The organism is Hydrogenovibrio halophilus DSM 15072 (genome assembly GCF_000384235.1).
Taxonomy (GTDB): domain Bacteria; phylum Pseudomonadota; class Gammaproteobacteria; order Thiomicrospirales; family Thiomicrospiraceae; genus Hydrogenovibrio; species Hydrogenovibrio halophilus.
In genome coordinates this window covers 240,593-263,889 of the sequence record NZ_KB913033.1, presented here as the reverse complement: position 1 = coordinate 263,889, position 23,297 = coordinate 240,593, and the positions used below count along the sequence as shown (strand labels likewise).

The following is a 23,297-nucleotide window of genomic DNA, read 5'->3' as shown; positions in this document are numbered from 1 at the left end:
TGCAGACGACATGAATGGGTGAAACAAATGTACAAGCAGACAATAGAACTCCCTGACGAAATTGGTGACTATTTACAACAGCATTTAAACGGTCATCCCGAACGCCTGAACGATTATTTAATCGAACTCATTGAAGAGGCACGCCGGAAAGAAAAAGCGGTTCTGGCTTTGAAATCGGTTCTGTCTGATCCAAAGGCCAATACCCCAAGCCAAATGACAGTGGCTCAGATCAAACAAAAAGCAATGAACAGACTGCAAAATTAATGAAGTATGAGCTTTCAGAGTTCGCGGTTTTGGATTTGGAAGATATCTATGTGTACAGTGCTCAACAATTTGGCGTCAATCAAGCTGAAAAATATTTTCAAGACGTGATTGAACAATGTGAGCAGTTGCAGATATACCCAGAGCTGGGACAGGACATTTCTGACATTAAACAGCGTTATCGTCGATTAGTGCATCAGAGTCACGTCATTTATTATCGCTTGGATGCAAAAAAGATATTGATCGCCAGAATTTTACATGGCAGTCAAGACCCTGCAAGGCATTTGAGTTTATGAAACAACTACTGCTTCTTGGCGCGGGTGGCCATTGCCGATCCTGTATCGATGTCCTCGAGCAAACCAATGATTGGCAGATTGCAGGCGTTATTGACCGTATCGATGCAAGCGTGACCGAAGTATCAGGTTATCCGGTGATTGGTTCGGATGAGGATTTGCCTGATTTAAGAAAGACCTATGAAGTTGCTTTGGTGACGGTCGGGCAGACTGCATCAGCTGAGCATAGAGTCAGACTTTTCGATCTGCTTAATCAGTTAGGATTTATACAACCAGGCCTGGTGTCACCACTGGCCTATGTGTCGCCCCATGCCCGGATCGGAGCGGGTTCGGTGGTCATGCATCACGCGCTGGTGAACAGTGGCGCCTCAATCGGACGCAATGCCATCGTCAATTCAAAAGCCCTGGTCGAGCACGACGCCGTGATTGGCGATCACACCCATGTTGCCACTGGTGCCATCGTCAATGGCGATGTCCAGATCGGGCATGGTTGCCTGATTGGCAGCGGAGCCATGATCAAACAAGGCGTTCAAATCGCCAACAATGTGATCATCGGTGCCGGCGCACGCATTATCCGAGACATTGCCAGCCCCGGTTGTTACGTTGATATGGGACGTGAACTGAATCAAGTGGAAGGATTATGAATCAGGACCGAGCCGCCAACCCGTCCACTTTCGTCATTGCCGAAGCGGGGGTGAACCACAATGGTTCCCTCGACCTGGCGAAACGGTTGATTGATGTGGCGGTCGAAGCCGGTGCCGATGCGGTCAAATTCCAGACCTTCAAAACCGAAGAACTGGTCACCGAAGCGGCCGATCAAGCCGACTACCAGACCCGGAACACCGGGGTCAGAGAAAGCCAGTATGCCATGCTCAAACGACTGGAACTGTCCGAGTCCGACCATGACCAGCTGTGGGCACATTGCCAGCAACAAAACATCGAATTCATGTCCACCGCGTTTGATTCGTCCAGCATCGAATTCCTGCATCAACTGGGGATGAAACGCTGGAAAATCCCTTCCGGTGAACTGCTGTCAGTGCCGTATCTGCGGCAAATCGCCCGTTTGAATCAACCGACGATTCTGTCGACTGGCATGAGTCGTCTGGCGGAAGTCGAATACGCGGTACAGACGCTTTTGCAGGCAGGCCTGGTCAAAAACCACCTGACCATTCTGCATGCGACCTCGGCGTATCCGACCCCGTTTTCAGAGGTGAACCTGCGGGCCATGCCCACTTTGGCCAAGCGGTTTGAGGTGGCCGTCGGCCTGTCCGACCACTCGCAAGGGATCGAGGTGCCGATTGCGGCGGTGGCAATGGGGGCTCAAGTCATTGAAAAGCATTTTACCCTGGACAAAAACCTGCCCGGCCCCGACCATAAGGCCAGCTTGGAACCGGCTGCGCTCAAAGACATGGTTCAAAGCATTCGCCATATTGAACAGGCGCTGGGCGATGGGATAAAAGAGCCCTCATTTTCCGAATCGGGCAATCGTGCGGTAGTGCGAAAACGCATTGTTGCTGCCTGTGGCATCCAAGCCGGTGAAAGTTTGACAGAAACAAACATCACCTTAAAGCGCTCTGACCATGGGCTGGAAGCCACATACTGGGATGAATTGATCGGGCGGTCAGCCAGTCGAAATTTGGCCACCAATGATCCGATACAGAGAGATGATTATGCCTGAACCTTATCGTATTGCAGTGGTCACAGGTGGTCGAGCGGATTACGGTCTGTTAAGACCCTTGTGGTTAAAACTCAAAGCCGATGTGGCATTTGAACCAACCATGATTGCGACCGGCGCGCATTTGATGAAAGAACAGGGTCATACGTTGGAAGTTTTGAAAAACGAAGGCACTGACCCATTGTTGACAGTAGACATGCGGATTGAAGGCGACCGACCAGCGCAACTGGGTTCGGCCTGCGGGCGTGCTTTGGATGGGTTTTCTTCGTTGTTTGAGGCACACTATTTTGATTTGTTAGTGATTTTAGGTGACCGTTTTGAAATGCTGTCGGTGGCCATGGCGGCGATGTTGAATCGTTTGCCGATTGCGCATATTCATGGCGGCGAAGCCACATTCGGCCTGATTGACGATGCGGTACGTCACAGTTTGACCAAAATGGCTGCGTTGCATTTCGTTTCCCATGCGGATTATGCCAATCGCGTCATTCAGATGGGTGAGCAGCCGGACCGGGTTTTCAATGTCGGTGCCATCGGTCTCGATAATATTGCCGATATGGCGTTGCTTTCCAGGCAAACCCTGTCTGAGCAAACCGACCTTGACTGGTCAAAACCAACGATTCTGCTGACTTACCATCCAGTGACTTTAAATGATCAGGCCTCGGCCTATGGTGAAATGAAAACTATCTTGCAAGCGGTGCAACACAGCGGGATGCAAACGTTGATCACAATGCCTAATATGGATGCGGGTGGTGGAAAAGTCTATCAAGCTATTTTGGACATGCAACAAGAAACCCCCGAGCAGTTCCGTTTGATTAAATCGCTGGGACAGCAACGTTATTTAAGCGCCATGTACCATTGCGCCGTGGTGCTGGGAAATTCCTCAAGCGGTATCATTGAATCTGCTTCATTTAAAAAACCGGTGGTTGATATAGGAACGCGTCAACAAGGACGAGTCACGGGCAAGAACGTATTGCGCGTCGCATGTGATTGTCTGGCGATTGAACAAGCCATAGAAACGGCCCGATCTGATGCATTTAATCGAACTCTGTCGGGTTTACGCAATCCATACGGTGAGGGAAAAACAGCAGAAAAAATGATTCAACAACTGAAAAGTCTGCCCTTGAATGACCAGGCCTGGTTATTGAAGAAAGGATTTTATGACTGGCCGAAAGAGCGGGGGGAGAGATGAAAGTTCTGGTCATTGGTGCAGTGGACTTCAGTTTGCATTGTCTGGAAACCTTGGGTAAAGCGGGCGCTGACATTGTTGGCGTGGTGACCACGTCTGACCCGAGCCGTTATTCCGACTATGCTGATCTTGAGTCGCTGTCCGATTATCATGGCTGGTGCTTCAAGCGAGTTACAGATATTAACTCGAAAGAAACGTTGCACTGGATTCAACAACGTCGACCGGACGTGGTTTTTTGTGTGGGCTGGTCTCAACTGATCAAACGTCCTTTATTGGATCTCGCGCCCAAAGGGGTGATTGGTGCGCACCCGTCATTATTGCCATACAACCGGGGACGTCACCCTTTGATTTGGGCCTTGGCACTTGGGTTGAAAAAAACTGGGCTCACTTTTTTTCAAATGGATGAAGGCGCTGACAGCGGTGACATTCTGGCCCAGGTTGAAATCCTCATTGATGCAAAGGATGATGCACAAAGTTTGTATGATAAAGTAACGTCTTTTGCGAGTCCGCTGTTGACTGACCTGTATCATCAACTTGAATCTGATCAGGTTCAAGCAAAGCCACAAGCGGTTCAAGAGGGCAATCACTGGCGTAAACGTTCAAAAAAAGATGGGCAGATCGATTGGCGTATGTCGACGCAAGCCATTGATCATTTGGTACGCGCCTTGCACCATCCATATCCTGGTGCAACAACAAGCTATGGTGGCACCGAGTTGATCGTTTGGCAGGTGGAAAGTGTTGATTGGCCTTATATAGAAAGCGAAGTTGCGTATCATGAACCCGGCAAAATTGTCGCTTTGCAGAATGGACAACCGATTGTCAAGGCCTATGATGGCATGCTGAAGTTGAAACAGGCAGAACCGGCGTTGGACTTTACGCCCGAGACATATATGGATTGATCATGGCAAATGTTGTTGTTTTTGCACCTCACCCGGATGACGAAACCCTGGGATGCGGCGCGACTTTATTAAAGCACCTAACAGAGGGTGATCAGGTAAGCTGGGTGATTGTGACCCGCATGACGGAGCAAATGGGCTTTGATGCCGATCGTCAGGCCAAACGGCAAGACGAAATCAAACAGGTGGCTGCAGCCTACGGATTCCATCAGGTATTTGAATTGGGGTTTCCGGTCGCGGAATTGGATCAGGTCGGAATGAAGAATTTGGTAGGTGCTTGCTCTGAAGTGGTTCAGCAAACCCAAGCGAATGTATTGTATTTGCCTTATCGAGGAGATGCGCATTCGGATCATGCGTATGTATATGATGCGGTGGCGGCTTGTACCAAAAACTTTCGGTATCCGGCGGTTCAGTCGGTTCGGGTCTATGAAACCTTGTCGGAAACCGGTTTTGGCTTGAGTACGCAAGACACGGGATTTAAACCCAACCTTTGGGTGGATGTCAGTGACCACATGGAACAAAAAGTCGAGATCATGCGATGTTATGCATCCGAACTGGCTGAACACCCTTTTCCCCGCTCGGAGAAGTCGATTCGTGCACTGGCAACACTTCGAGGTGCTGATATAAACCAAATCGCCGCCGAAGCTTTTATGAGTGTGAAAGAGGTGGTGGTTTGATGCCTTCTGTTATTGCATTGATCCCTGCCAGAGCCAACTCTAAGCGCTTTCCACGTAAAAACTTAGCGATGTTGGGCGATAAGCCATTACTCGCTTGGACGATTGAAGCCGCATTGGAAAGTGGTGTTTTTGATGAAGTGGTTCTGTCTTCGGACAGTGATGAAATTCTGCAAACCGTCTCTGGTTATCAGGATGCAGGGTTGACATATGAGTTACGTTCGCTACATTTAGCCACGGACGATGCCACGGCGGTTCAAGTGCTTTCGGATGTGATTGCCCGGCGCGCCGCTGAAGGCAAAAACTACCAAGCCTGCAGTTTGCTGTTGCCGACCTGTCCTTTCCGAGACGCTCAAGATATTCAACGTGCCTTTGCGTTATTGACGGACGAAGTCAAATCGGTGGTATCGATGAAGCAATCCGCTCAATTGCCGCAATTCATGTTCCGTCAGTCGGAGGACGGCCTGGCTTTAGTATCAGAGCAGTTTTGCTCAGCCGACTTTGTTGCGACACGCTTGCAAGCCAACCCTAAATATTTTTACCCGAACGGTGCCATTTATTTTGCGCACACAGATGTGTTTCTTTCCGAACAACGTTTCTACACAGATAACATGAAAATTTACAGAATGCCGGAAGCCAGTTCGATCGATATCGATAATCGGGTGGATTTGGTTTTTGCCCAAGCTGTATTAGCAAATAACATACATCAAGAGGGTTTTGTATGAACCAGTTTCAATCTCGTGAAGTTTTAAAACACGCTTTGAATTTGTGGTGGCTGCGGCCGGAAAATGCCCTCGCGCTGGCTTCCTATGTGATCAATGGCGTTGATTTAACCCCGAAAAATGGTGAAATAACTGCCGATTATGCCTGTGGGGATGGTGTGAATACCTTCTTTAAATGTGGTGGGCGCTTCACCGAAGACTTTGATTTGTTTATTGCCGGAGCTGGTCAGCAAAAGACCTCAGATGTCGCTGCGAAAGATATTGATGTTTTCGATTATTACGATCAGGCCTATCGCCCGGTCATTGAACAGAGACCAGCAAAAGGGGTTACTTATGGTACCGATCATAAAGAAAATCTGTTGAAAAAGGCTGAGACATTGGGTTTTTATCAAAGTTTGCACTTGGCTGATTTGCGTGATGAAGTAAAAGGAATTGAGGATGGTAGTATAGATAAGGTGTATTGTAATAGCCTTTATTGGGTGGCGGAAACCGATGTGGCGCTGCAAGCCATGAAGCGTAAATTAAAGCCTTCCGGCGTGATGGTCGTTGATGTTTTTACCACGGAAAAAAAAGAATTGGACTGGGGAAAGTTGATGCCGGATACGCCTGATTTGTGGCAGCAATTGTTGAACCGTGGGCGTCAGGCGACGAACCCGGGATTGCGTGATGAAATCAGCTGGGAAGCGTTATTTTCGGGTTGTGGATTGGAAATTGTGGAATCTCGCGATATTTTGCCCGCCAGCTTAGCGCATATCTGGAATTTGGGGATGCGTCCGATTTTTCCAGTGTTGAATAAGCTGGCCGCCAATTTGTCGGGCGATAACCGTATGGAGATCAAACAGGAGTGGGTGGAAGTCTTTACCGAGCTGCTGTTGCCGGTGCTGGATTATCCTGAGTTGTTCGGTAAAGATCAGCGGCATTATCGTATGCAGTATGTCCTTCAACAAATGGCTTGAAATGCACGTCATCAAATGTTTAAGGGTCACAAAATGGAGCCACTAAAATGATAAGAAATGGGTGGTGAGACGATGGCCGAACATTTTGCATTGGAGTTTGATATTGGTGGGCATCCCGTTGGACTGGGCGAAGAGTCGCTTTTTTTGCCGGATATCGGTACTTTTTTCAATCAAGATATTGAGCAAGCCGAGCAGATGATTCGCCAGTTGGCGGAAGCTGGCGTCAAGGTGGTGAAAGGGGAAATCCTGCATCGACCGGATATTGCGCTGGATATAGATTACGACGACGAGTATTTAGTCGATGGTAACCGGGTTCAAAAAGAAAATTATCGTCGATTGATTGAACGCAAAGTAGTCAGTCTCGTGGATTATCAACGGTTATTCGCCCTGTGTCACCAGCTGGGTATGCAGGTTGTGGTTTCGGTTTATGATTTTGACGGAGCCCAATTTGCTGTGGAAGAGGGTTGTGTGGCGTTAAAAGTCGCTTCGTCCAATATTACCCATCAACCGTTGATAGAGCATATCTCTCGTCTTGGTTTACCGATGATAATGGATACAGGTCGAGCAAATTTAAGCGAAATTTCGCGGGCTGTCGGTTGGGCCAAAAAAGCCGGTGCTCGGAATTTGATTGTGCAACAAAGCCCGAAAGCGCCTCCGGCACTGGTGGGCGAACATAATTTGCGGTTTATGCAGACCTTGCAACAGACCTTCGGTTGTCTGACCGGGTTGTCTGACCATCATGCCGGTACGGAAATGCTATTGGCGGCAACGATGATGGATGTGGCGGTGTTGGAAAAAGGCGTTTATATGGACGGCGTGGAGATGGACCAAGGTGTGTATCATTCTATGCCAGTGTCACAAGTAGCGGATACGTTGAGCCAGATCCGACAAATTCATGCAGCCTTGGGTGATGGGCGAGCACCGTTGGAAACCAAACCGCATCGTGCCCGAATGGGGTTGATTGCCAAACAAGATTTGCCTGTAGGGTCTGTGTTAAATTTGGATGTTGTTGATTTTGCCTTCCCGGCTTTGGGAATCGGTACCCAGGATTGGTCGGAAGTTGATCAGGCTGTGTTGGCGAAACCGCTCACTCGCGGGCAGGTGATTCATTGGAGCCACCTTGAAAGGAATGAATAAACCACCGGCGTTTCCATACCATGCACCGAGACGAGTGAGCTATGCGCCCCTGTCGTCTTCCAAAGAAAGGGCTTTACGCCGCTTTTTGGGCTTGAAAGACGGTTGTCTATCTCGCATGGAAGGAACGGCCTATGACTATCCGTTTGGCTTTTACCGTTTTGATGCTGGTGAGCCGGCGGTGACTAACCAGTTTTTTAAGTTGCTCCCCAAAGTTTTTTATGATTTAGAAGCTTTTTCGGTTCGGTTGGAAGCCGATTTAAACCGTTCGGGCGTGCTGGCACGGTCTCTGGAGATTGAGGTTGCCAAATTTCGGGATGACACGCTCTGCCTGATTCGTGGCGACTTTCTGAATTTTTCTCCCTTGCTCCAGTGTGAGTCCGAAATGATTGCATTGGGCCACTATCTTGGTCAATTACACCGGGTTTTGAGGGAGCATCCGTTGAATGCCCAGTGCCGTGATAACTGGATCGAACGCAAAATGAATTTTGACCGGGTTTTGCAGCAAGTCACAGAGCGACTTAAAGAGTTTCCCGATTCGTATTGGATGCTTGATGACTTTACGATTTCGCCAAGTGAATTGCGTTTATTCGTCGAGCATTATCCGTTATTGGATTTTGATTTGGATACGGCTCAAATGGTACATGGGGATTTGAATGCTGGAAATGTACTTTCGTTGGAAGGCCATCCTTGCGTAATCGATTATGAAAATGCTCGTTACAGCTTTTTTCCTGTAAAGTTTGATTTGGCTATGGCTTCACAGCGATTATTATGTGAGCTTGATCAGCTAGAAGCCAATGTTTTAGAAAAATTTTTGTGCAAAGCTTACGGCTTTGAAGGTGATTTGACACAAAGCAAGATAGCTTTATCAATCAGATCCATGGCCATTTTGCTTGAAAATGCGCTTTTTATGAAGGGGCGCGTGTCTCAAGTTGAGTGGGATAAGTTTGTTGCCTTGATTTACCAAGCCAAAAACCGTGGATAAAAACTGTGACCTGTCAAGATGTTTCCTATGGGTTAGAATGAAGTTCTCTCAATTACTAATGAAGCCTTTATGACAGTGTGTCAAACATTTATGGAATATCTCATAAAGGCACATTTGGGGGAGTAATGGATTTATTTGATTGGAAGACTACTTCCATAAATGAAAGTGCTACGATACATGAAGCCCTGACTGTGCTAGATCAACAAGCCATGCAAATCGTTTTGATGGTGTCTGAAGACAACCGGCTTTTGGGGACGGTGACGGACGGGGACATTCGTCGCGGTCTGCTGCGCGGTGAAACTCTGGACAGCCCGGTTGACACCGTGGCCAACCAGACTCCGACGGTCGGTTACGATGACGAAACCGAGATCGTATGGCAACAGCACATCAAACGTAAATCCCTGCGCCATCTGCCGATTCTGAACCGACGCAAACAACTCGTTGGCTTGTATTATCACAAGACGCAGCAAACACCAAGACGAAAAAACCCGGTGGTCTTGATGCTGGGCGGGCTGGGCATGCGTCTTCGACCTTTAACAGAAACCGTTCCAAAGCCAATGCTGCCCCTAGGTAATCAACCAATTCTTGAAACCATTGTGAAGCACATTGCCGAACAGGGGTTTACCGAGTTTTATTTTTGCATCAACTACCTGGGCGACAAAATCCGTTCCTACTTTGGTGATGGTTCGGATTGGGGGGTTCGTATCAACTATGTTGAAGAACCAAAGCCGCTTGGCACCGCTGGGGCATTAAGTCTGTTGCCGGCGTCCGTCAGGGACGCGGACAAGCCTATGGTTGTGATGAATGGGGATTTGTTAACCAAAATCGATTTTCGGTCATTGCTGGACTTTCACCAGAGTCATGGCAATTGCATTACCACTTGTGTGCGTGAATACTCACACCAGGTGCCTTATGGCGTGGTGGAATTGCAGGAATCCACCATTTCGCAATTGGTCGAGAAACCGACCTATCGTTACTTTGTGAATGCCGGCATTTATTGTTTGTCGCCTCAGGCGGTTGATTCGGTGCCTGCCGGTCAATTTTATGACATGCCGGAATTGATTAAAGCGCAAATGGCCAAGGGAACCAAAATGGGTGGATTTCCGTTAGCGGAATACTGGATGGACATCGGCCACATTCCCGATTATGAGCAGGCGCAGGCCGATTACGAAATCTTTTTTAAATAATCAAACAATGGCAGCATCCTTTGCACAAGATATGACACAGGTGAAAATGATCAGATTCTTCTCATGCTTGTCCCGTTTCTGATTTGTGGAAAGGGCCCAGTGCTCAATGAATAGACTGTTTTGAATCAAAAACGAATCAACTGAATTGACTAATAAAGGTATACCTATGAGTTTTGAGCCAGGAAAGTTACAACAAAATCCTTTTGGAGACTGGTATTTTCCAAAAATCAATCACCAATCTTTTTTAAAAAGTCCTGCTTCCACTGTTTTGGCCGATTTTTACAAAGACATCCTTTCTCAAGAAGAAGGGCTCTTTATTATCATCGGTTCTGATTCCGGTTTGCTATATCAATATCTGAAGTCTAGAGAAAATCATCCTAAGCGACAGTTTATCCTGATTGACTTTAGGACGGTACTTGAAAAAGCAGGCCTGGTAGAAGCAGACCAGGAAATCTGGGAAGGCAATGTCAGGTTGGTGGACGAGGATTTTGATTTTTCCAGACTGGAACAAGAATTTGATGATTTTATCCTGAAAGATCAAGTAAAGCTTTTTTCTTCTCTTACCGTGGTTGACAGCGATCTTGATTCGCCTTACTGGCAATTACGCAGAGAAATGTCTTCTCAGTTTAACGCTTTTTATAAGTTTCAACTTGTCAGTCAGCAGGCGCTTCAGTTTGAACAACCCAGGATTTTGAATGCGGCTGACAATGTATTGCCTCTTAATCTGCATTTAAATCGGTTTAAAAAGTCCAGTGCGATTATTTTAGCTGGGGGGCCTTCATTGGATGACACAATCGATTGGGTTAGAGAAAATGAAAAGCATTTGATTATTTTTGCTGTCGGTCGAATTGCCAAAAGATTGAAACTGGAGGGAGTTACCCCGGATTTCTTTGTGTCAGTTGATCCCCAGGACATCAGTTTTGATAACGCGAAAAGCATGTTTGAATTTACAAACCGCTCAGCTTTGATTCATTCTTATCATGTAAACCCCAAGCTGTTGAGCCAATGGAGAGGCAACAGTCTTTACATGGGATTAAAATATGGGTGGTACAACGAACAATACATGCAAAATGTTCCCACCATGGGGCCCACTGTTACCAACTCGGCTTTAACGGCGGCCTTTAGCTTGGGGTGTGAACAGATTATTTTGAGCGGGGTTGATTTGTGTTTTTACGATGGTAAAACGCATGAGTCCAGCAGTGATGAAGTTAAAACGAATAAGTATTTACGTTATCAAAATGCGGTGCGTGAGGTGCTAACCAATGCTGGGGAAAAAGCGAAAACAGATTTAAATTTATCAACCTCTCTAGAGACCCTGCAAGAACAAGTGACTTTTTATAAATCGACCAATCCCCAATTGACTATGTACTCTTTGGGTGAAAATTCAGCAAGGATTGAGGGAGTGGACTATCGGCCAGCCGAAGAATTGGCACTTTTTGATGAGAAAGTGCAACAAATGGAGGCGTTTCGTGCAGAAATTGAGCTGACGCAGTCGGATAGGCACGACTATGCTGTGAAGACAAAATCTGAACTGGAAAATCAGATAGAGCGCCTTGAAGGTATAAAAACGTTGGCAGATCAGGCCCTTGAAGTGGTGCCGAAAATGTATTCCAAAGAGACTGGCGAGCTTAAGTCAAAAGCACTTAGCCGCGTCGAAAGGTTTCGCAAAAAGGTGAATCGAAAAATTGACCCGGATGGGGATTATTTCTTTTCCTACAATACGCAGAATTTTTCAGAAACGTTTGTGCATGTCGACAACGAAGCTGAAATGGAGCCGTCCGCGGTTCAGACTCAAATGTCAGGCTTTTTCAGAGGTGTCCAAAATACAGCCAAACAAATGACAAAACTTTTGGAGCTTGGGATTGAACGAGCGCAAATGAGAGTTGATGAAACCTCACCCGACTCAAAAGTGTCTGATTTGTACCCCTTGTGGAAGGCCTGGGACGAATATGGGCGTGCACTTCAATGGCGCGAGTGGCATCAATATCGTGCCCTTTCATCTGATGAAAGCCGCTTGTTGGAGAAAAGTGAAACGCAGTTTGCAAAAATTTTGCGTGCATCCAAAACAGGCATGACCAAAAAGCTGACAAAAACCATGGATGACCCGGAAAGGTTGAATATTCAGCTGAAAAGGCTCTTTCAGGAAAGCAAGCCCAACGAAATCAAGAACATTCAGGATTATGCCAAAGACAAAACGAACCTTGACGGTGTGTTTGCGTTAACGTCTGGTTTGCTGGAGGAATTGAATGGCAATGCTGATGCAGCTGAAAAATGGTATCAGACCATTGAATCAGGTCACTTTCACCATTTGGCATTGAAGCGCCGTCTTGCCTTGGCCATGGATCGGATGGATCAGGAAGCGGCTTTACCTTTGCTTGAGCAGCTCTGCCAGTATTCTTTGGATTATATGATCTCTTATGCGGATCTTTTGGATGTTATGGGGCAGAAAGAAAATTCTGTGCGTGTTCTCGTCATGTATGCTCAGCAACATCCGGATCATATCGGTGTGCTTTTAAAGATTGCTCAGCGTCAAGCGGAGCTAGGGCTCCAGGACCTGGCTAAAGAAACGTTGCAGTTGGTTCAGGAAAAGGAGCCGGACAATGAGGGGGCGCAGGTGCTGTTGGCACAGATGACGTAGCCATCTCAGCGCAAAAAGTGTCCGATTTTGTTTGACCGGAACAAGTTCATCAGTAAGCGTTATCGAAAATTACTGTCGCACTGGGGACTCAAACAAAGCATGAGCCGTCGTGGGAATTGCTGGGATAATGCCGTGGTTGAGAGCTTTTTCAAAACGCTGAAGACTGAGACGGTTTACCAGTTAGAAAAGCAAATCCAGGCGCACCAAATGCGGTGGTTGATCAGTGATTACATGGGTTATTTACAGTCAGGCCGCATAGTCACAATGGTTATCTGGCCCCGTACCGCTTCGAAGCATTGCGCCGGGTGCATTTGGAAAAACTGGAAAGGAATCTAGGCACGAAATACCGTTGACACTCCATCCCGCTCTCTGAAAGTTCCTGATAGACTTGTCTCATCTTATTCCTGATTTACCTGATACCCCACCCCATCTCCACTCGAACGTTCATTGAACCAGTTGTCTGAAAAAAATATAAAAAAAGTCTCAAGAGATTGGTTCGGTTGTCGTTAACGCTATTGAAAGGGAAATAAAGCAGGCATCAAACGATCTGCTTCAATCATAAAAGTAGATAAACAATAGAAATTTAACACACACAAGGAGGCCAATCATGGCAATGGGAATCAACACAAACATGGGCGCGATCAATGCAAACCGCATTCTGGATCAAACATCACGTGCTCAAGAAACTACGATGGAACGCTTGACTTCCGGTTTGCGTATTAATCGCTCAGCAGATGATGCAGCCGGTTTGGCCGTTACGACCGGGATGAAAACTCAAACCATCGGTACTGAGATGGCGATCCGAAATGCAAACGATGGGATTGGTTTGGTGCAAACCGTTGATGGGGCCTCGGAAGAAGTGACCAACATGATGCAGCGCATGCGTGAGTTGGGTATCCAGTCCATGAACGGTACATATAATAATGACAACCGTCAGCAGATGCAGGTAGAGTTTCGCCAGTTGCAACTGGAGATTGATCGTGTTGCCGATACCACCAAATTTAATGGTATGTCGGTTATGACCACAGTGTCAGCAAATGGCTTTGCCATGCTGAGTGCCGGTGCTGTTAATCAGGCTGCAGCAAGTGGCTTTGTGGTACAGCAGGGTCTGGCCAGTGGGTTACAGTTGCAGGTTGGTTGGGAAACCGATACGGACTGGGGCAAGGCCAGTGTGAATACCATTGGCGTGGCTTTGATGGACTTCAAGACTTTGTCAGCCCGTTCAGAAACCGTGAAGTTACTAGCAGGGGTTTCAGCCAGTTTTGCTGCCAACGTCAGTGTGGCACGAGGTGCAGTTGCCATCATTGATGCTGGCTTGTCGGCCATGAAAACCATGCGTTCCCACTGGGGGGCGGTACAGAATCGTTTGGATTACACCGTTTCCAACCTGCAAAATGTGAACGAGAACATTGAAGGAGCAAGAGCGCGTATCGAAGATGCGGACTTTGCCAAAGAAAGTGCCGAACTTGCCCGTACTCAGGTGTTGCAGCAAGCCGGTCAAACCATGTTGAGTCAGGCCAACCAGCAATCACAGCAGGTGTTGTCCTTACTCCAATAACCAGGTCATAACCAGGCCTGGTAGATAATTAAGGCATTGGGTCAAATTTATCAGGCTAAAAATGGCGTTAAAGCAAAAAGGAGAGCAATTATGGCAATGGGAATCAATACCAATATGGGGGCAATCAATGCTAACCGTATTCTGGATCAAACCAGCCGTGCACAAGAAAATACCATGGAGCGTTTGACTTCGGGTTTACGCATCAACCGCTCTGCAGATGATGCAGCTGGTCTAGCTGCGGTTACAGGGATGAAAACACAAACCATTGGTACGGACATGGCTGTTCGAAACGCCAATGACGGGATTGGTTTTATTCAAACCGTTGACGGTGCCACGGATGAAGTCACTAACATGATGCAGAGAATGCGAGAGTTAGGGGTGCAGTCCATGAACGGTACCTACAACAATGACAACCGTCAGCAGATGCAGGTGGAGTTCCGTCAGTTGCAGCTGGAAATTGACCGGGTCGCTGATACCACTAAGTTTAACGGCATGAATGTCATGACATCGGCAACCCAGGCAGGTCAAAGCTTTGCTATGCTGAGCGCTGGCAAGGTCGGTGCTGCAGCAAACAGTGGTTTCGTTGCCCAGCAAGGCAAGGCCAGTTCAATGCAGATGCAAGTGGGTTGGGAAACCGACACAGACTGGGGTAAAGCCAGTGTCAACACAGTGGGTGTTGCATTGATGGACTTCAAGACTTTGTCTGCCCGTTCAGATGCAGTGAAGTTGCTTGATGGTGTCAGTGCGACTTTCGCTGCGAACGTGAGTACGGCTCGTGCCGCAGTAGCTGCGATTGATAATGGTTTGTCAGCCATCAAAACCATGCGTTCTCACTGGGGTGCGGTGCAAAACCGTCTTGAAAGCACCGTAGCGAACCTGCAAAACGTGAACGAAAACATTGAAGGTGCCAGATCACGGATTGAGGATGCCGACTTTGCAAAAGAAAGTGCTGAACTTGCACGGACTCAGGTTCTGCAGCAAGCTGGCCAGTCAATGCTGAGTCAGGCCAATCAGCAATCTCAACAAGTTCTGTCCTTGCTGAGGTAAAAGGTTGAATCATTTGGAGTCGGGCGTGAGCCTGGCTCTATTTTTTATCAAAAGCATTAAAATGTTTTGGGATAAGTTTTGAAATATTTTAATTGTTTTGATAATGGTCGCATTTGAAATAAGCGATTGCTCCAAAAGATATTTGTCATGCAGTCGTGATGGCAGTTGTTGCTTTATCAGTTGCTTATCGCCTTGAGATGTGTTTTGTGATAGGCTTTGAATTTTTAGAGTTAGCATGGCCAAAGGCCGAACGCTCTCTTGGAGGTGATACATGGATGCGATTAATCAGGCGGAGTGGGTTGCTCAGGAACAGCGAACGCTTACCCCTGAAAGCCGGTTCAACGTGCAAGAAGTTTCCGCCAGAGAGGCAGCGGCGGCTGCACCATCATCTCAGGAAAAGCCGGTCATGGAACAGGCTCGGCCTGAGTCAAATCATATCGCTTCTGAGGGTATGGCTTCGGAAGACGAAGCCAGTAAAGCGAGTCATCAGCTTGAGGCCATGGGCATCGGGCTTCGGTTTGAAGTGGACCCTGACAGCGGTCAGACAAAAGTCCTGGTTAAAAATATTGAAACAGACGAAGTGATTCGACAGATTCCGTCCGAAACATTTTTAAAAATTGCGAAAAATATTGATGAATATTTAACCAACGAATCTTCCACTGAATACGATAAAAATGCAAAACCTAGCACTCTTTTAAGTTTTTTTGCCAATGAAACAGTTTGACCTGTAACAGGGTACATGGTTCCCTTGTGTGTTTGCGGCCTTCTTAGGTCGCTTTTTTTTATCCATCTTTTCTAATCTCGTTCTTATTACTGCCAACCTTCAAGTTCTGTTGGTATTTCCACCATTTCTAAAGTTCTCTGCTTCGCGGTCGATAAACTTCACATAAGAGAATAATTCGATTAGCATGATAGGTAGTATCGGTCATGCGGACCAGAAGAGGACACATCATGGCAAATGACATCGGTTCAACGTTAATCAATTCCTTGACCAAAAGCACCTTTAATGGTGGTGAGATGGCCAAAGTCATTGCGGAAGCGGAGGTTGCCGGACCCAAGCAGATTGTCGAGCGTCAGCAGACCGAATTGGGTCAGGAGTCAACGACTTTAAATTACCTTAAATCCAATTTGAGTGCTTTTAACGGTTATGCTGCGGATTTGGCTACGCCGAGTACATTTAATCAGTTTTCAGCAGAGTCTTCTGACGAATCTGTGTTCGAGGCGACCGTCACTGGGCAGCCGGTGAGTTCGTCTTACAGCATCGAGTCGGTTCAGATGGCTAAAACCCAGACCATTGTGACTGACACAGGTTATGGTTCGCGTAGCAGTATCATCGATCAGGGGACGCTGAATATCGCTGCGGGTGGTGAGCTTAAAAGCTTAACCGTTGATGGCTCCAATAATACTTTGGAGGGTTTGCAGCGTTCCATTAACAGCGGCGATTTCGGTGTAAGTGCGTCAATTATTCAGGATGGCGGTCAGTATAAGCTGATGCTTAGCGGTGACCGTACTGGTGCTGACAATGCGTTTTCGATGTCTGGTTTAAACGGATTTGAGTTTGATCCGGATAACCCGACTGGCGGGGATTTTATCCAGACATCTACGGCCCAGGATGCACAGGCCAAGGTCAATGGGTTAACGGTATCGAGTGATACCAATACGTTTGATCAAGTGCTGGACGGTTTGTCTTTCCGGTTGAAATCTGAAGCGCCAGGTGTGAATGAATCTCTGACCGTCGGTCGTGATAGCGAGGGCGTGGTGGAAAAGGTCAGGGAGTTTGTCGAGGTTTTTAATCAGCTTGACAGGATTCTTGATGATGTTGGTTCCTACGACGAGCCGACTGAAGAGGAACGTGAAGAAGATCCTGAAAAAGAGTTTACCGGTTTTTTGGCCGGCAGTGGGGTTTTGCGGGATTTGCGTTCACAGATTCGAGAATCGTTAAGCGGCGCACTGGATCAGTTGGAAGAGCCATACAACTCGCTTGGAACAGTAGGGCTGAGCATTGATCGTGAAGGTCAAATGCAGTTGGATGAAGAAAAATTGACTCAGGTCGCTCAGAATGATATGCAGAGTTTGTCGCAGTTGTTTTCCAAGGGGGGAAGTGCGACAGACCCCGAAAACCTGGTGAAAGTCATTTCTGGCGGAGATCAGACTAAAACAGGCAGTTATGATCTGCAAATTGATGATGTGGCCACACGAGCGCAATTTACAGGGGACAGCCCGGCGGCGGCAAACATTACTTTAACGGGAGCCAGCTTTGATATCACTCTTGATCAAGGTGACCCTGTCACGATCAATCTGGCCGATGGCACTTATACCCGAGAAGAGTTTGCGTCCACACTTCAATCGGCGGTTAATAACAATACCGATATCAGTGCGACCGGCGCGAGGATGTCTGTGGACGTTTTGGCGGATGGCAGTTTTCAGCTTGCTTCTGAACGATACGGTGCCAACTCCAAAGTGGGGCTGTCCGGGTTGGCTGGAACGGGATGGGGTGATGCCGGCCTCGTTGCTAATGAAGATTTGGGGTCTAACGTGCAGGGCAAGCTGACCATGAGCAATGGTGATCAGCTTGATATCGGTGCTTATGGTGACCCTGAAGACGGTCGACGTGTGAAAATTTCAGATTTTGCGTTCACCGGTACGGGGGATGATGTGACACCAGCAGATGTTCGAGGTCTTGAATTTGAGGTGCTTGGGGGATCAACTGGTGCACGTGGCAGCATTGACTTTACCCAGGGATTTGCCAGCCGTGTTTCGGAGACGGTTGATCGGGCCATTGACAGCGAAACTGGTGTGGTAGGTCAACGTATTGAAAGCATTGACGATCGTTTGGAGCGCCTGGATGAAAGGGAAAAAGAACTGGATGATCGTTACATTTTACTGGAAGAGCGTTATAACCGACAGTTTTCAATGTTGCAGTCTATCCTGTCGCAGGCCGAAAGTACCCGAAGCATGCTCACCCAGACCTTCAGCAGTGACAACTAATGGGTTTTGATCAGTATGAATAATCATCAAGTCAAATCGGTTGAGTTGTTAACCTTGTCGGTTCAGTTGAAAAATGCAGCAGAAAATCGACAGTGGCAGACTCTGGAAGAGTTAGGGCCGATGTTTGAACGTAAAGTGGCAGATTTTTTGAAGGGCGTTACGTTCAGAGACAAGCCTCTAATTGATCAATTGACTGATGCTCAGAATCAATTGATACAAATCATTTCTGAGCAACAGGCAGCGTTGAAAGTTGAACGTAATCAAGAACAAAAGAATTTTCGGTCAGTTCACAAATATTTGGAATCCCGTTGATCCCGAACGTTACCGGAACGTGGCTGTTTCATTCATATTTTGGAGTCGAGTGCATTTTTTACAAAGGGTTTGGGAAGCTGAATGAATTCGGTTAAAGTTTTTGGTTTTTTGGTCGCTAATTTCTATGAAAGAGACGTTTAAAACGCCAGGAAGTATTCAAGCCATTTAGCAGGAGTTACCGGTTGTAAGAGAGGCACGTAGTTCCGTTTGCAATTTCAAAACCTGCCACAATCGTGGCTTAGTCAATTTGGTGTTTGCAGAGGTTTAAAGTGTGTCGTCAGGGTGTGCTGAATGTTTTGTGAACCGGTCTGAAATAAGCTAACACACAAAAAAAGGGTAAAAAAACATGATGATGCAGAATATGGCGCAGCAATATGCCCAGAATTATGTGGAAACGTCCGTATCTGAAGCGACCCCCCATAAATTAGTGGACATGCTTTATGAGGGATTATTGAAAAACCTGACATTGTCAAAAGTTTTTATCGAACAAAAAAATTACACGAAAAAAGCCGAGCACATCAGCAAGGCATTGGCTATTTTGAACTCGTTGAGGGTCGGTATCGATTTTGATAGAGGGGGAGAAATCGCCCAGAATCTTTATGGTTTGTACGACTTTGCCTACCGTCAGTTGTTTCGTGCATCTGCTTCAAATGACCATGCGTTGATTGATGAGGTTAGCGAGTTGATCAAGCCGTTGAGAGAAGCCTGGAATGAACTGCCGGATACGTACAAGCGGGCTTCAAATGATCAAATTCAGCGAATGGGATAAAAAGGAATCACAAAAGCTGCTTAACAACGATGACTTTGAAACAGTCAGTCTTTTTTGTACAACTGTGGCTACAGTAACAAGATGATAACGCGTTTCCAGTTGGCGACACTTTTATTTTGCAGTGTGCTTTGAGCTCATGCTTAGTATGATGGTCATTCGTTTTTCTCTGGGGCGTGGCTCTTGCCGCAAGTCTTCACGCAGTGAAGTTTACGGTATTTGACGAAAATGCATCAGAATGCCCGCCAAATTTTTGACATCCAGTAAAAAAACGAATATAACGTCTGCAGTTACGGTCAATTATGGCGGCACCATGGAAGATTCCCCTCTCGCATCGTTGGTCGGCGATGGCCCGGCCATGCAGCAGGTCAAAACTCTGATCAAACAAGTAGCCCATACCGATGCCACCGTCTTGATTCTGGGCGAGTCCGGCACCGGCAAAGAAGTGGTGGCGCAGGCCCTGCATGCGGTTTCCAACCGCCAGGAACGCCCGTTTGTGCCGATCAATTGTGGCGCCATTCCGGGGGAACTGCTGGAGTCCGAATTGTTCGGCCATGAAAAGGGGGCCTTTACCGGAGCGATCACGGCCAGAAAAGGCCGTTTTGAACTGGCGGAAAAAGGGTCCATTTTTCTGGACGAAATCGGTGACATGCCGTTGCCGATGCAGGTCAAGCTGTTGCGCGTGTTGCAGGAACGCATGTACGAACGTGTCGGCGGCAACAAGAGCTTTGAATGCGATGTGCGCGTGATTGCCGCCACACACCGTCAGCTGGAGGACAACATCGCCGAAGGCAGCTTCCGCGAAGATTTGTTTTACCGCCTGAATGTGTTCCCCATTGAAATGCCGGCCTTGCGTGAGCGTCCGGAAGACATTCCCGATCTGTTGAATTTTATGTTTGCCAAAATGCGCGACCAGCAGCGTCCGGTGCCCAATATGACCGAAGAGGCCTTGATGGCACTGCAGCATTATCACTGGCCGGGCAATGTGCGAGAGCTGGGGAATCTGGCCGAGCGCTTGTCGATTCTGTTCCCGGATGCGCCTGTGACCTACGAAGATTTGCCGGGCAAATACCAGGTGGCACTCCCCGAGTCCGCGGAACTGATCACAACACCGTCAGAACCGCCTGCACAAGCCAACCCCAGCCAAGCCGCACCAATGGACACCGAATCGGTGACGTCTTCTGAACAATCGCCTGACGCAGCCACTGTGGACGAATCCGGCGTGACCGAATCCGAGATTGATTTGACCGCAACGACCAGAGAACCCGACTTGTCGACCGGGTTGAATCTCAAATCCTATCTGGTTGAAATGGAAGTGCAGTTGATCCAAAAAGCGCTGACGGAAACGGAAGGCAATGTCAGTCAGGCCGCCAAGTTGCTGCAGACCAATCGCACCACGCTGGTGGAAAAAATCCGCAAGTTCAATCTGAACTGAACCACGCGCATCAAACAAAGGGGACCCAATGATCAATGAGGTCGAGCAAAAACGTCTGGAAGAGCTGGAAGAAGCGTTTGAGTTGTTTAATCAAACCTCTACCCAGCTCACGCAGGCCTATGAGTCCCTGCAGCACGAAGTGATTGAGCTCAAGCAAAAGCTGGCCCAAAGCAACAAAGAAAAGCACCGGGTGGGCGAGCGACTGGACCAGTTGCTGGCGTTGCTGCCCGCGGGCGTGCTGGTGCTGGACGAAGAAGAACACATTACGGATATGAACCCGGCAGCGGCCCGAATTCTGGGCAAAGACGCGCTGGGTCGCCAGTGGCCGGTGGTGGTTCGCAATGCGTTCTTGACCCACAATGCGGCCAGCGAACTGATTACCCATGACCAGACCATTTACCAGCTTTCCGAGACGCCGTTGAACCTGTCCCAGACCGATGCGAGCTTGAAAGGCAAAATTCTGTTGATTCAGGATGTGACCGATGCGCGCACTCTGCGTGACCACATCAGTCGCCATCAGCGTTTGAGTTCCATGGGGGAAATGGCCGCGTCTCTGGCGCATCAGGTCCGCACGCCCCTGGCTTCGGCCCTGTTGTACGTGTCGCAGCTTTCGTCCAAAGCGTTGGACGAAAGCAAACGCGAAAAATTCGCCAGCAAAACCCTCAGTAGCCTGCGCCATCTGGAAGCCCTGGTGGAAGACATGTTGCAATACGCGCGGGGCGGCAAAGCCAAGGATCAGGCTGTGGACGTGGCGGATCTGATGACGCAATTGCAGGCGTCAGTGGAGCCAAAAGTGTTTCAAAGTCGCAGTGTGATCGCTTATGATGACATTTCACCAGGCCTGGTCGTGATGGGAGATCAGGACGCTTTGTTGACCGCTTTGCAGAATCTGGTGAGCAATGCGATCGATGTGGTGGGCGAGCATGCGGACATCCGGATCCGGGTCAGCCCCGTGACCCGTGAGGGCAAGGACCCTCGGGTGAACATCAGCGTGAAAGATCAGGGACCGGGTTTGTCAGAAAGTTTGCACGAGAAAATTTTTGAACCGTTTTTTACCAGCCGGGCCAAAGGTACCGGGCTGGGGCTGGCAGTGGTTCGGGCGGTGGCGCAGGCGCACGACGGCGATGTCTGGGTGCATTCCATTCCTGGACAGGGCGCAGAATTCGGATTGTGTTTGCCGCTGGCGGCGCAAAAGGAGCAGGCATGAGCATCGCTAAAATATTGGTGGTCGAAGACGACACAGAGCTGCAGGAAGCCTTGGTGGACACGCTTGAACTCAACGAATTTGAGGTCGAAGCCGTTAGCTCCGCCGAAGACGCGTTGGTGGCCCTCGATGATGAGATTGCCATGGTCTTTACCGACATCCGCATGGACGGCATGGACGGCTATGATCTGATGAAACGCATTCGTGCGATCAAGCCCTATTTGCCACTGGTGCTGATGACCGCCTACGGCACAGTGGAGCAGGCTGTTGATGCGATGAAAGCGGGTGCGGTGGACTACATTCTCAAGCCCTTCGAAGCCGATGAACTGGTGGAAAAGGCCAAAGCCTATTTTTACCGTGATGCCTCCAGTGACGAGGATTTTGTGGTCGCAGACCCGACCACAGTCAAGCTCAAGGCCATGGCCAAAAAAGTGGCCGAAAGCGAAGCCACGGTGATGATCACCGGCGAAAGTGGCACCGGCAAAGAAGTGCTGGCGCGTTACATTCACAATCAGTCGCCGCGACGGCAAAAACCGTTTGTGGCCATTAACTGTGCCGCGATTCCCGAAAACATGCTTGAGGCGACTTTGTTTGGCTATGAAAAAGGCGCCTTTACCGGTGCGATGAAAGCCATGCCCGGCAAGTTTGAACAGGCACAGGGCGGTACTTTGTTTCTGGATGAGATCGGTGAAATGCGGGCCGATCTGCAAGCCAAGCTGCTGCGGGTGCTCCAGGAAAAAGAAGTCGAAAGAATTGGCAGTACCAAAACCCAAAAACTGGACGTGCGGGTATTGAGCGCCTCCAACATCGACATGCAAAAAGCCATCACAAGTGGCGACTTTCGCGAGGATCTGTTTTATCGCTTGAATGTGTTTCCGATGCGCTTGCCGCCGTTGCGCGAGCGCCCTCGTGATATTGCCGCGATCACTGACCGCTTGTTGCAGCGCCATTGCGGCCGCCAACGCGTCGAGCCCATGATTGCCGCACCGGCGATGAAAGCGTTGATAGAATGCCGCTGGCCGGGCAATATCCGGGAACTGGACAATGTGATTCAGCGTGCACTGGTGATGATGTCGGGAGACACCATTCATCCGGAAGACCTGATGTTTGACGGCCCCATGACCCAGCCCGGTTCGCCTGCGCCTGCCGAGCAGCCCAATTCAGAGCCTGTGAAGGCGGAATCGGTGGACCGGGTTGATACCGATGCGCCGGATCTGGAAATTACCGACTTGAAAGAGCGTGAGGCCCACATCATTCTCAAAACGCTCAAAGCGCACGACGGTCACCGTCAAAAAACCGCCGAGGCTTTAAATATCAGTCCGCGTACGTTACGCTATAAACTGGCGAAATTCAAAGAGCAGGGTCTGGATGTGGTTTGAA

23 protein-coding genes and 1 pseudogene are annotated in these 23,297 nt (G+C 48.5%); all 24 read left to right on the top strand.

What is annotated here, in order from left to right; genetic code table 11:
• Positions 1-27 precede the first annotated feature (27 nt).
• The 24 genes and pseudogenes from A377_RS0101305 (at position 28) to A377_RS0101190 (ending at position 23,296) form a co-directional block, all read left to right on the top strand.
• Positions 28-264, top strand: a complete 237-nt coding sequence (locus A377_RS0101305) for a hypothetical protein (protein WP_019894283.1) — start codon at positions 28-30, stop codon at positions 262-264.
• Positions 264-557, top strand: coding sequence for a type II toxin-antitoxin system RelE/ParE family toxin (locus A377_RS0101300; RefSeq protein ID WP_019894282.1), 294 nt, complete (start codon positions 264-266; stop codon positions 555-557). Before A377_RS0101305 ends, A377_RS0101300 begins: the two co-directional genes overlap by 1 nt.
• Complete coding sequence (locus tag A377_RS0101295; protein ID WP_028485165.1) at positions 554-1,198, top strand: acetyltransferase; 645 nt, start codon at positions 554-556, stop codon at positions 1,196-1,198. The genes A377_RS0101300 and A377_RS0101295 overlap by 4 nt, the downstream gene beginning before the upstream one ends.
• A complete protein-coding gene (neuB, locus tag A377_RS0101290) occupies positions 1,195-2,232 on the top strand; it encodes an N-acetylneuraminate synthase (RefSeq protein ID WP_019894279.1) in 1,038 nt (345 codons plus the stop codon). The genes A377_RS0101295 and neuB overlap by 4 nt, the downstream gene beginning before the upstream one ends.
• Positions 2,225-3,418, top strand: a complete 1,194-nt coding sequence (gene neuC, locus A377_RS0101285) for a UDP-N-acetylglucosamine 2-epimerase (RefSeq protein ID WP_019894278.1) — start codon at positions 2,225-2,227, stop codon at positions 3,416-3,418. Before neuB ends, neuC begins: the two co-directional genes overlap by 8 nt.
• Positions 3,415-4,314, top strand: a complete 900-nt coding sequence (locus tag A377_RS0101280; RefSeq protein ID WP_019894275.1) for a methionyl-tRNA formyltransferase — start codon at positions 3,415-3,417, stop codon at positions 4,312-4,314. Before neuC ends, A377_RS0101280 begins: the two co-directional genes overlap by 4 nt.
• Before the next feature lie 2 nt (positions 4,315-4,316).
• Positions 4,317-4,988, top strand: a complete 672-nt coding sequence (locus A377_RS0101275; RefSeq protein WP_028485163.1) for a PIG-L deacetylase family protein — start codon at positions 4,317-4,319, stop codon at positions 4,986-4,988.
• Positions 4,988-5,710, top strand: a complete 723-nt coding sequence (locus tag A377_RS0101270) for an acylneuraminate cytidylyltransferase family protein (protein WP_083919053.1) — start codon at positions 4,988-4,990, stop codon at positions 5,708-5,710. The genes A377_RS0101275 and A377_RS0101270 overlap by 1 nt, the downstream gene beginning before the upstream one ends.
• Positions 5,707-6,663 (top strand): class I SAM-dependent methyltransferase, encoded by a 957-nt coding sequence (locus A377_RS0101265; protein ID WP_019894270.1) that lies wholly within the window; start codon positions 5,707-5,709, stop codon positions 6,661-6,663. Before A377_RS0101270 ends, A377_RS0101265 begins: the two co-directional genes overlap by 4 nt.
• Positions 6,664-6,720: 57 nt before the next feature.
• Positions 6,721-7,800 carry an N-acetylneuraminate synthase family protein gene (locus tag A377_RS0101260; RefSeq protein WP_019894269.1) on the top strand — a complete coding sequence of 360 codons (1,080 nt, stop codon included), beginning with the start codon at positions 6,721-6,723 and terminating at the stop codon, positions 7,798-7,800.
• Positions 7,793-8,782, top strand: coding sequence for a phosphotransferase (locus A377_RS0101255; RefSeq protein WP_083919052.1), 990 nt, complete (start codon positions 7,793-7,795; stop codon positions 8,780-8,782). Before A377_RS0101260 ends, A377_RS0101255 begins: the two co-directional genes overlap by 8 nt.
• Positions 8,783-8,859: 77 nt before the next feature.
• Positions 8,860-9,969: a nucleotidyltransferase family protein gene (locus A377_RS0101250; RefSeq protein ID WP_245546748.1), complete on the top strand. Its 1,110-nt coding sequence runs from the start codon at positions 8,860-8,862 to the stop codon at positions 9,967-9,969.
• A gap of 166 nt (positions 9,970-10,135) precedes the next feature.
• Positions 10,136-12,607 carry a 6-hydroxymethylpterin diphosphokinase MptE-like protein gene (locus A377_RS0101245; protein WP_019894266.1) on the top strand — a complete coding sequence of 824 codons (2,472 nt, stop codon included), beginning with the start codon at positions 10,136-10,138 and terminating at the stop codon, positions 12,605-12,607.
• Between the two features lie 78 nt (positions 12,608-12,685).
• Positions 12,686-12,779 (top strand): annotated as a pseudogene (locus A377_RS13380) (integrase core domain-containing protein); the annotation flags it as partial.
• A complete protein-coding gene (locus tag A377_RS13375) occupies positions 12,764-12,943 on the top strand; it encodes a hypothetical protein (RefSeq protein ID WP_407635293.1) in 180 nt (59 codons plus the stop codon). The pseudogene A377_RS13380 and the gene A377_RS13375, both read left to right, overlap by 16 nt.
• 271 nt (positions 12,944-13,214) lie before the next feature.
• Entirely contained in the window at positions 13,215-14,165 is a 951-nt protein-coding gene (locus A377_RS0101235) for a flagellin N-terminal helical domain-containing protein (RefSeq protein ID WP_028485160.1), read from the top strand.
• Positions 14,166-14,255: 90 nt separating this feature from the next.
• Positions 14,256-15,212, top strand: a complete 957-nt coding sequence (locus A377_RS0101230; protein WP_019894261.1) for a flagellin N-terminal helical domain-containing protein — start codon at positions 14,256-14,258, stop codon at positions 15,210-15,212.
• Positions 15,213-15,483: 271 nt separating this feature from the next.
• The gene (locus tag A377_RS11575; protein ID WP_019894259.1) at positions 15,484-15,936 is read left to right on the top strand and encodes a flagellar protein FlaG; all 453 of its coding nucleotides are present in this window, start codon (positions 15,484-15,486) and stop codon (positions 15,934-15,936) included.
• A 227-nt stretch (positions 15,937-16,163) separates the two neighbouring features.
• Positions 16,164-18,200 (top strand): flagellar filament capping protein FliD, encoded by a 2,037-nt coding sequence (gene fliD / locus A377_RS0101215; RefSeq protein ID WP_019894258.1) that lies wholly within the window; start codon positions 16,164-16,166, stop codon positions 18,198-18,200.
• A 15-nt stretch (positions 18,201-18,215) separates the two neighbouring features.
• A complete protein-coding gene (locus A377_RS0101210; protein WP_019894257.1) occupies positions 18,216-18,512 on the top strand; it encodes a hypothetical protein in 297 nt (98 codons plus the stop codon).
• Between the two features lie 346 nt (positions 18,513-18,858).
• Positions 18,859-19,281 (top strand): flagellar export chaperone FliS, encoded by a 423-nt coding sequence (gene fliS, locus A377_RS0101205; RefSeq protein WP_019894256.1) that lies wholly within the window; start codon positions 18,859-18,861, stop codon positions 19,279-19,281.
• A gap of 310 nt (positions 19,282-19,591) precedes the next feature.
• A complete protein-coding gene (locus tag A377_RS11570; RefSeq protein WP_157760662.1) occupies positions 19,592-20,713 on the top strand; it encodes a sigma-54 interaction domain-containing protein in 1,122 nt (373 codons plus the stop codon).
• A gap of 28 nt (positions 20,714-20,741) precedes the next feature.
• A complete protein-coding gene (locus A377_RS0101195; protein ID WP_019894253.1) occupies positions 20,742-21,920 on the top strand; it encodes a sensor histidine kinase in 1,179 nt (392 codons plus the stop codon).
• The gene (locus A377_RS0101190) at positions 21,917-23,296 is read left to right on the top strand and encodes a sigma-54-dependent transcriptional regulator (RefSeq protein ID WP_019894252.1); all 1,380 of its coding nucleotides are present in this window, start codon (positions 21,917-21,919) and stop codon (positions 23,294-23,296) included. The genes A377_RS0101195 and A377_RS0101190 overlap by 4 nt, the downstream gene beginning before the upstream one ends.
• The last annotated feature ends 1 nt before the right edge of the window (position 23,297 follow it).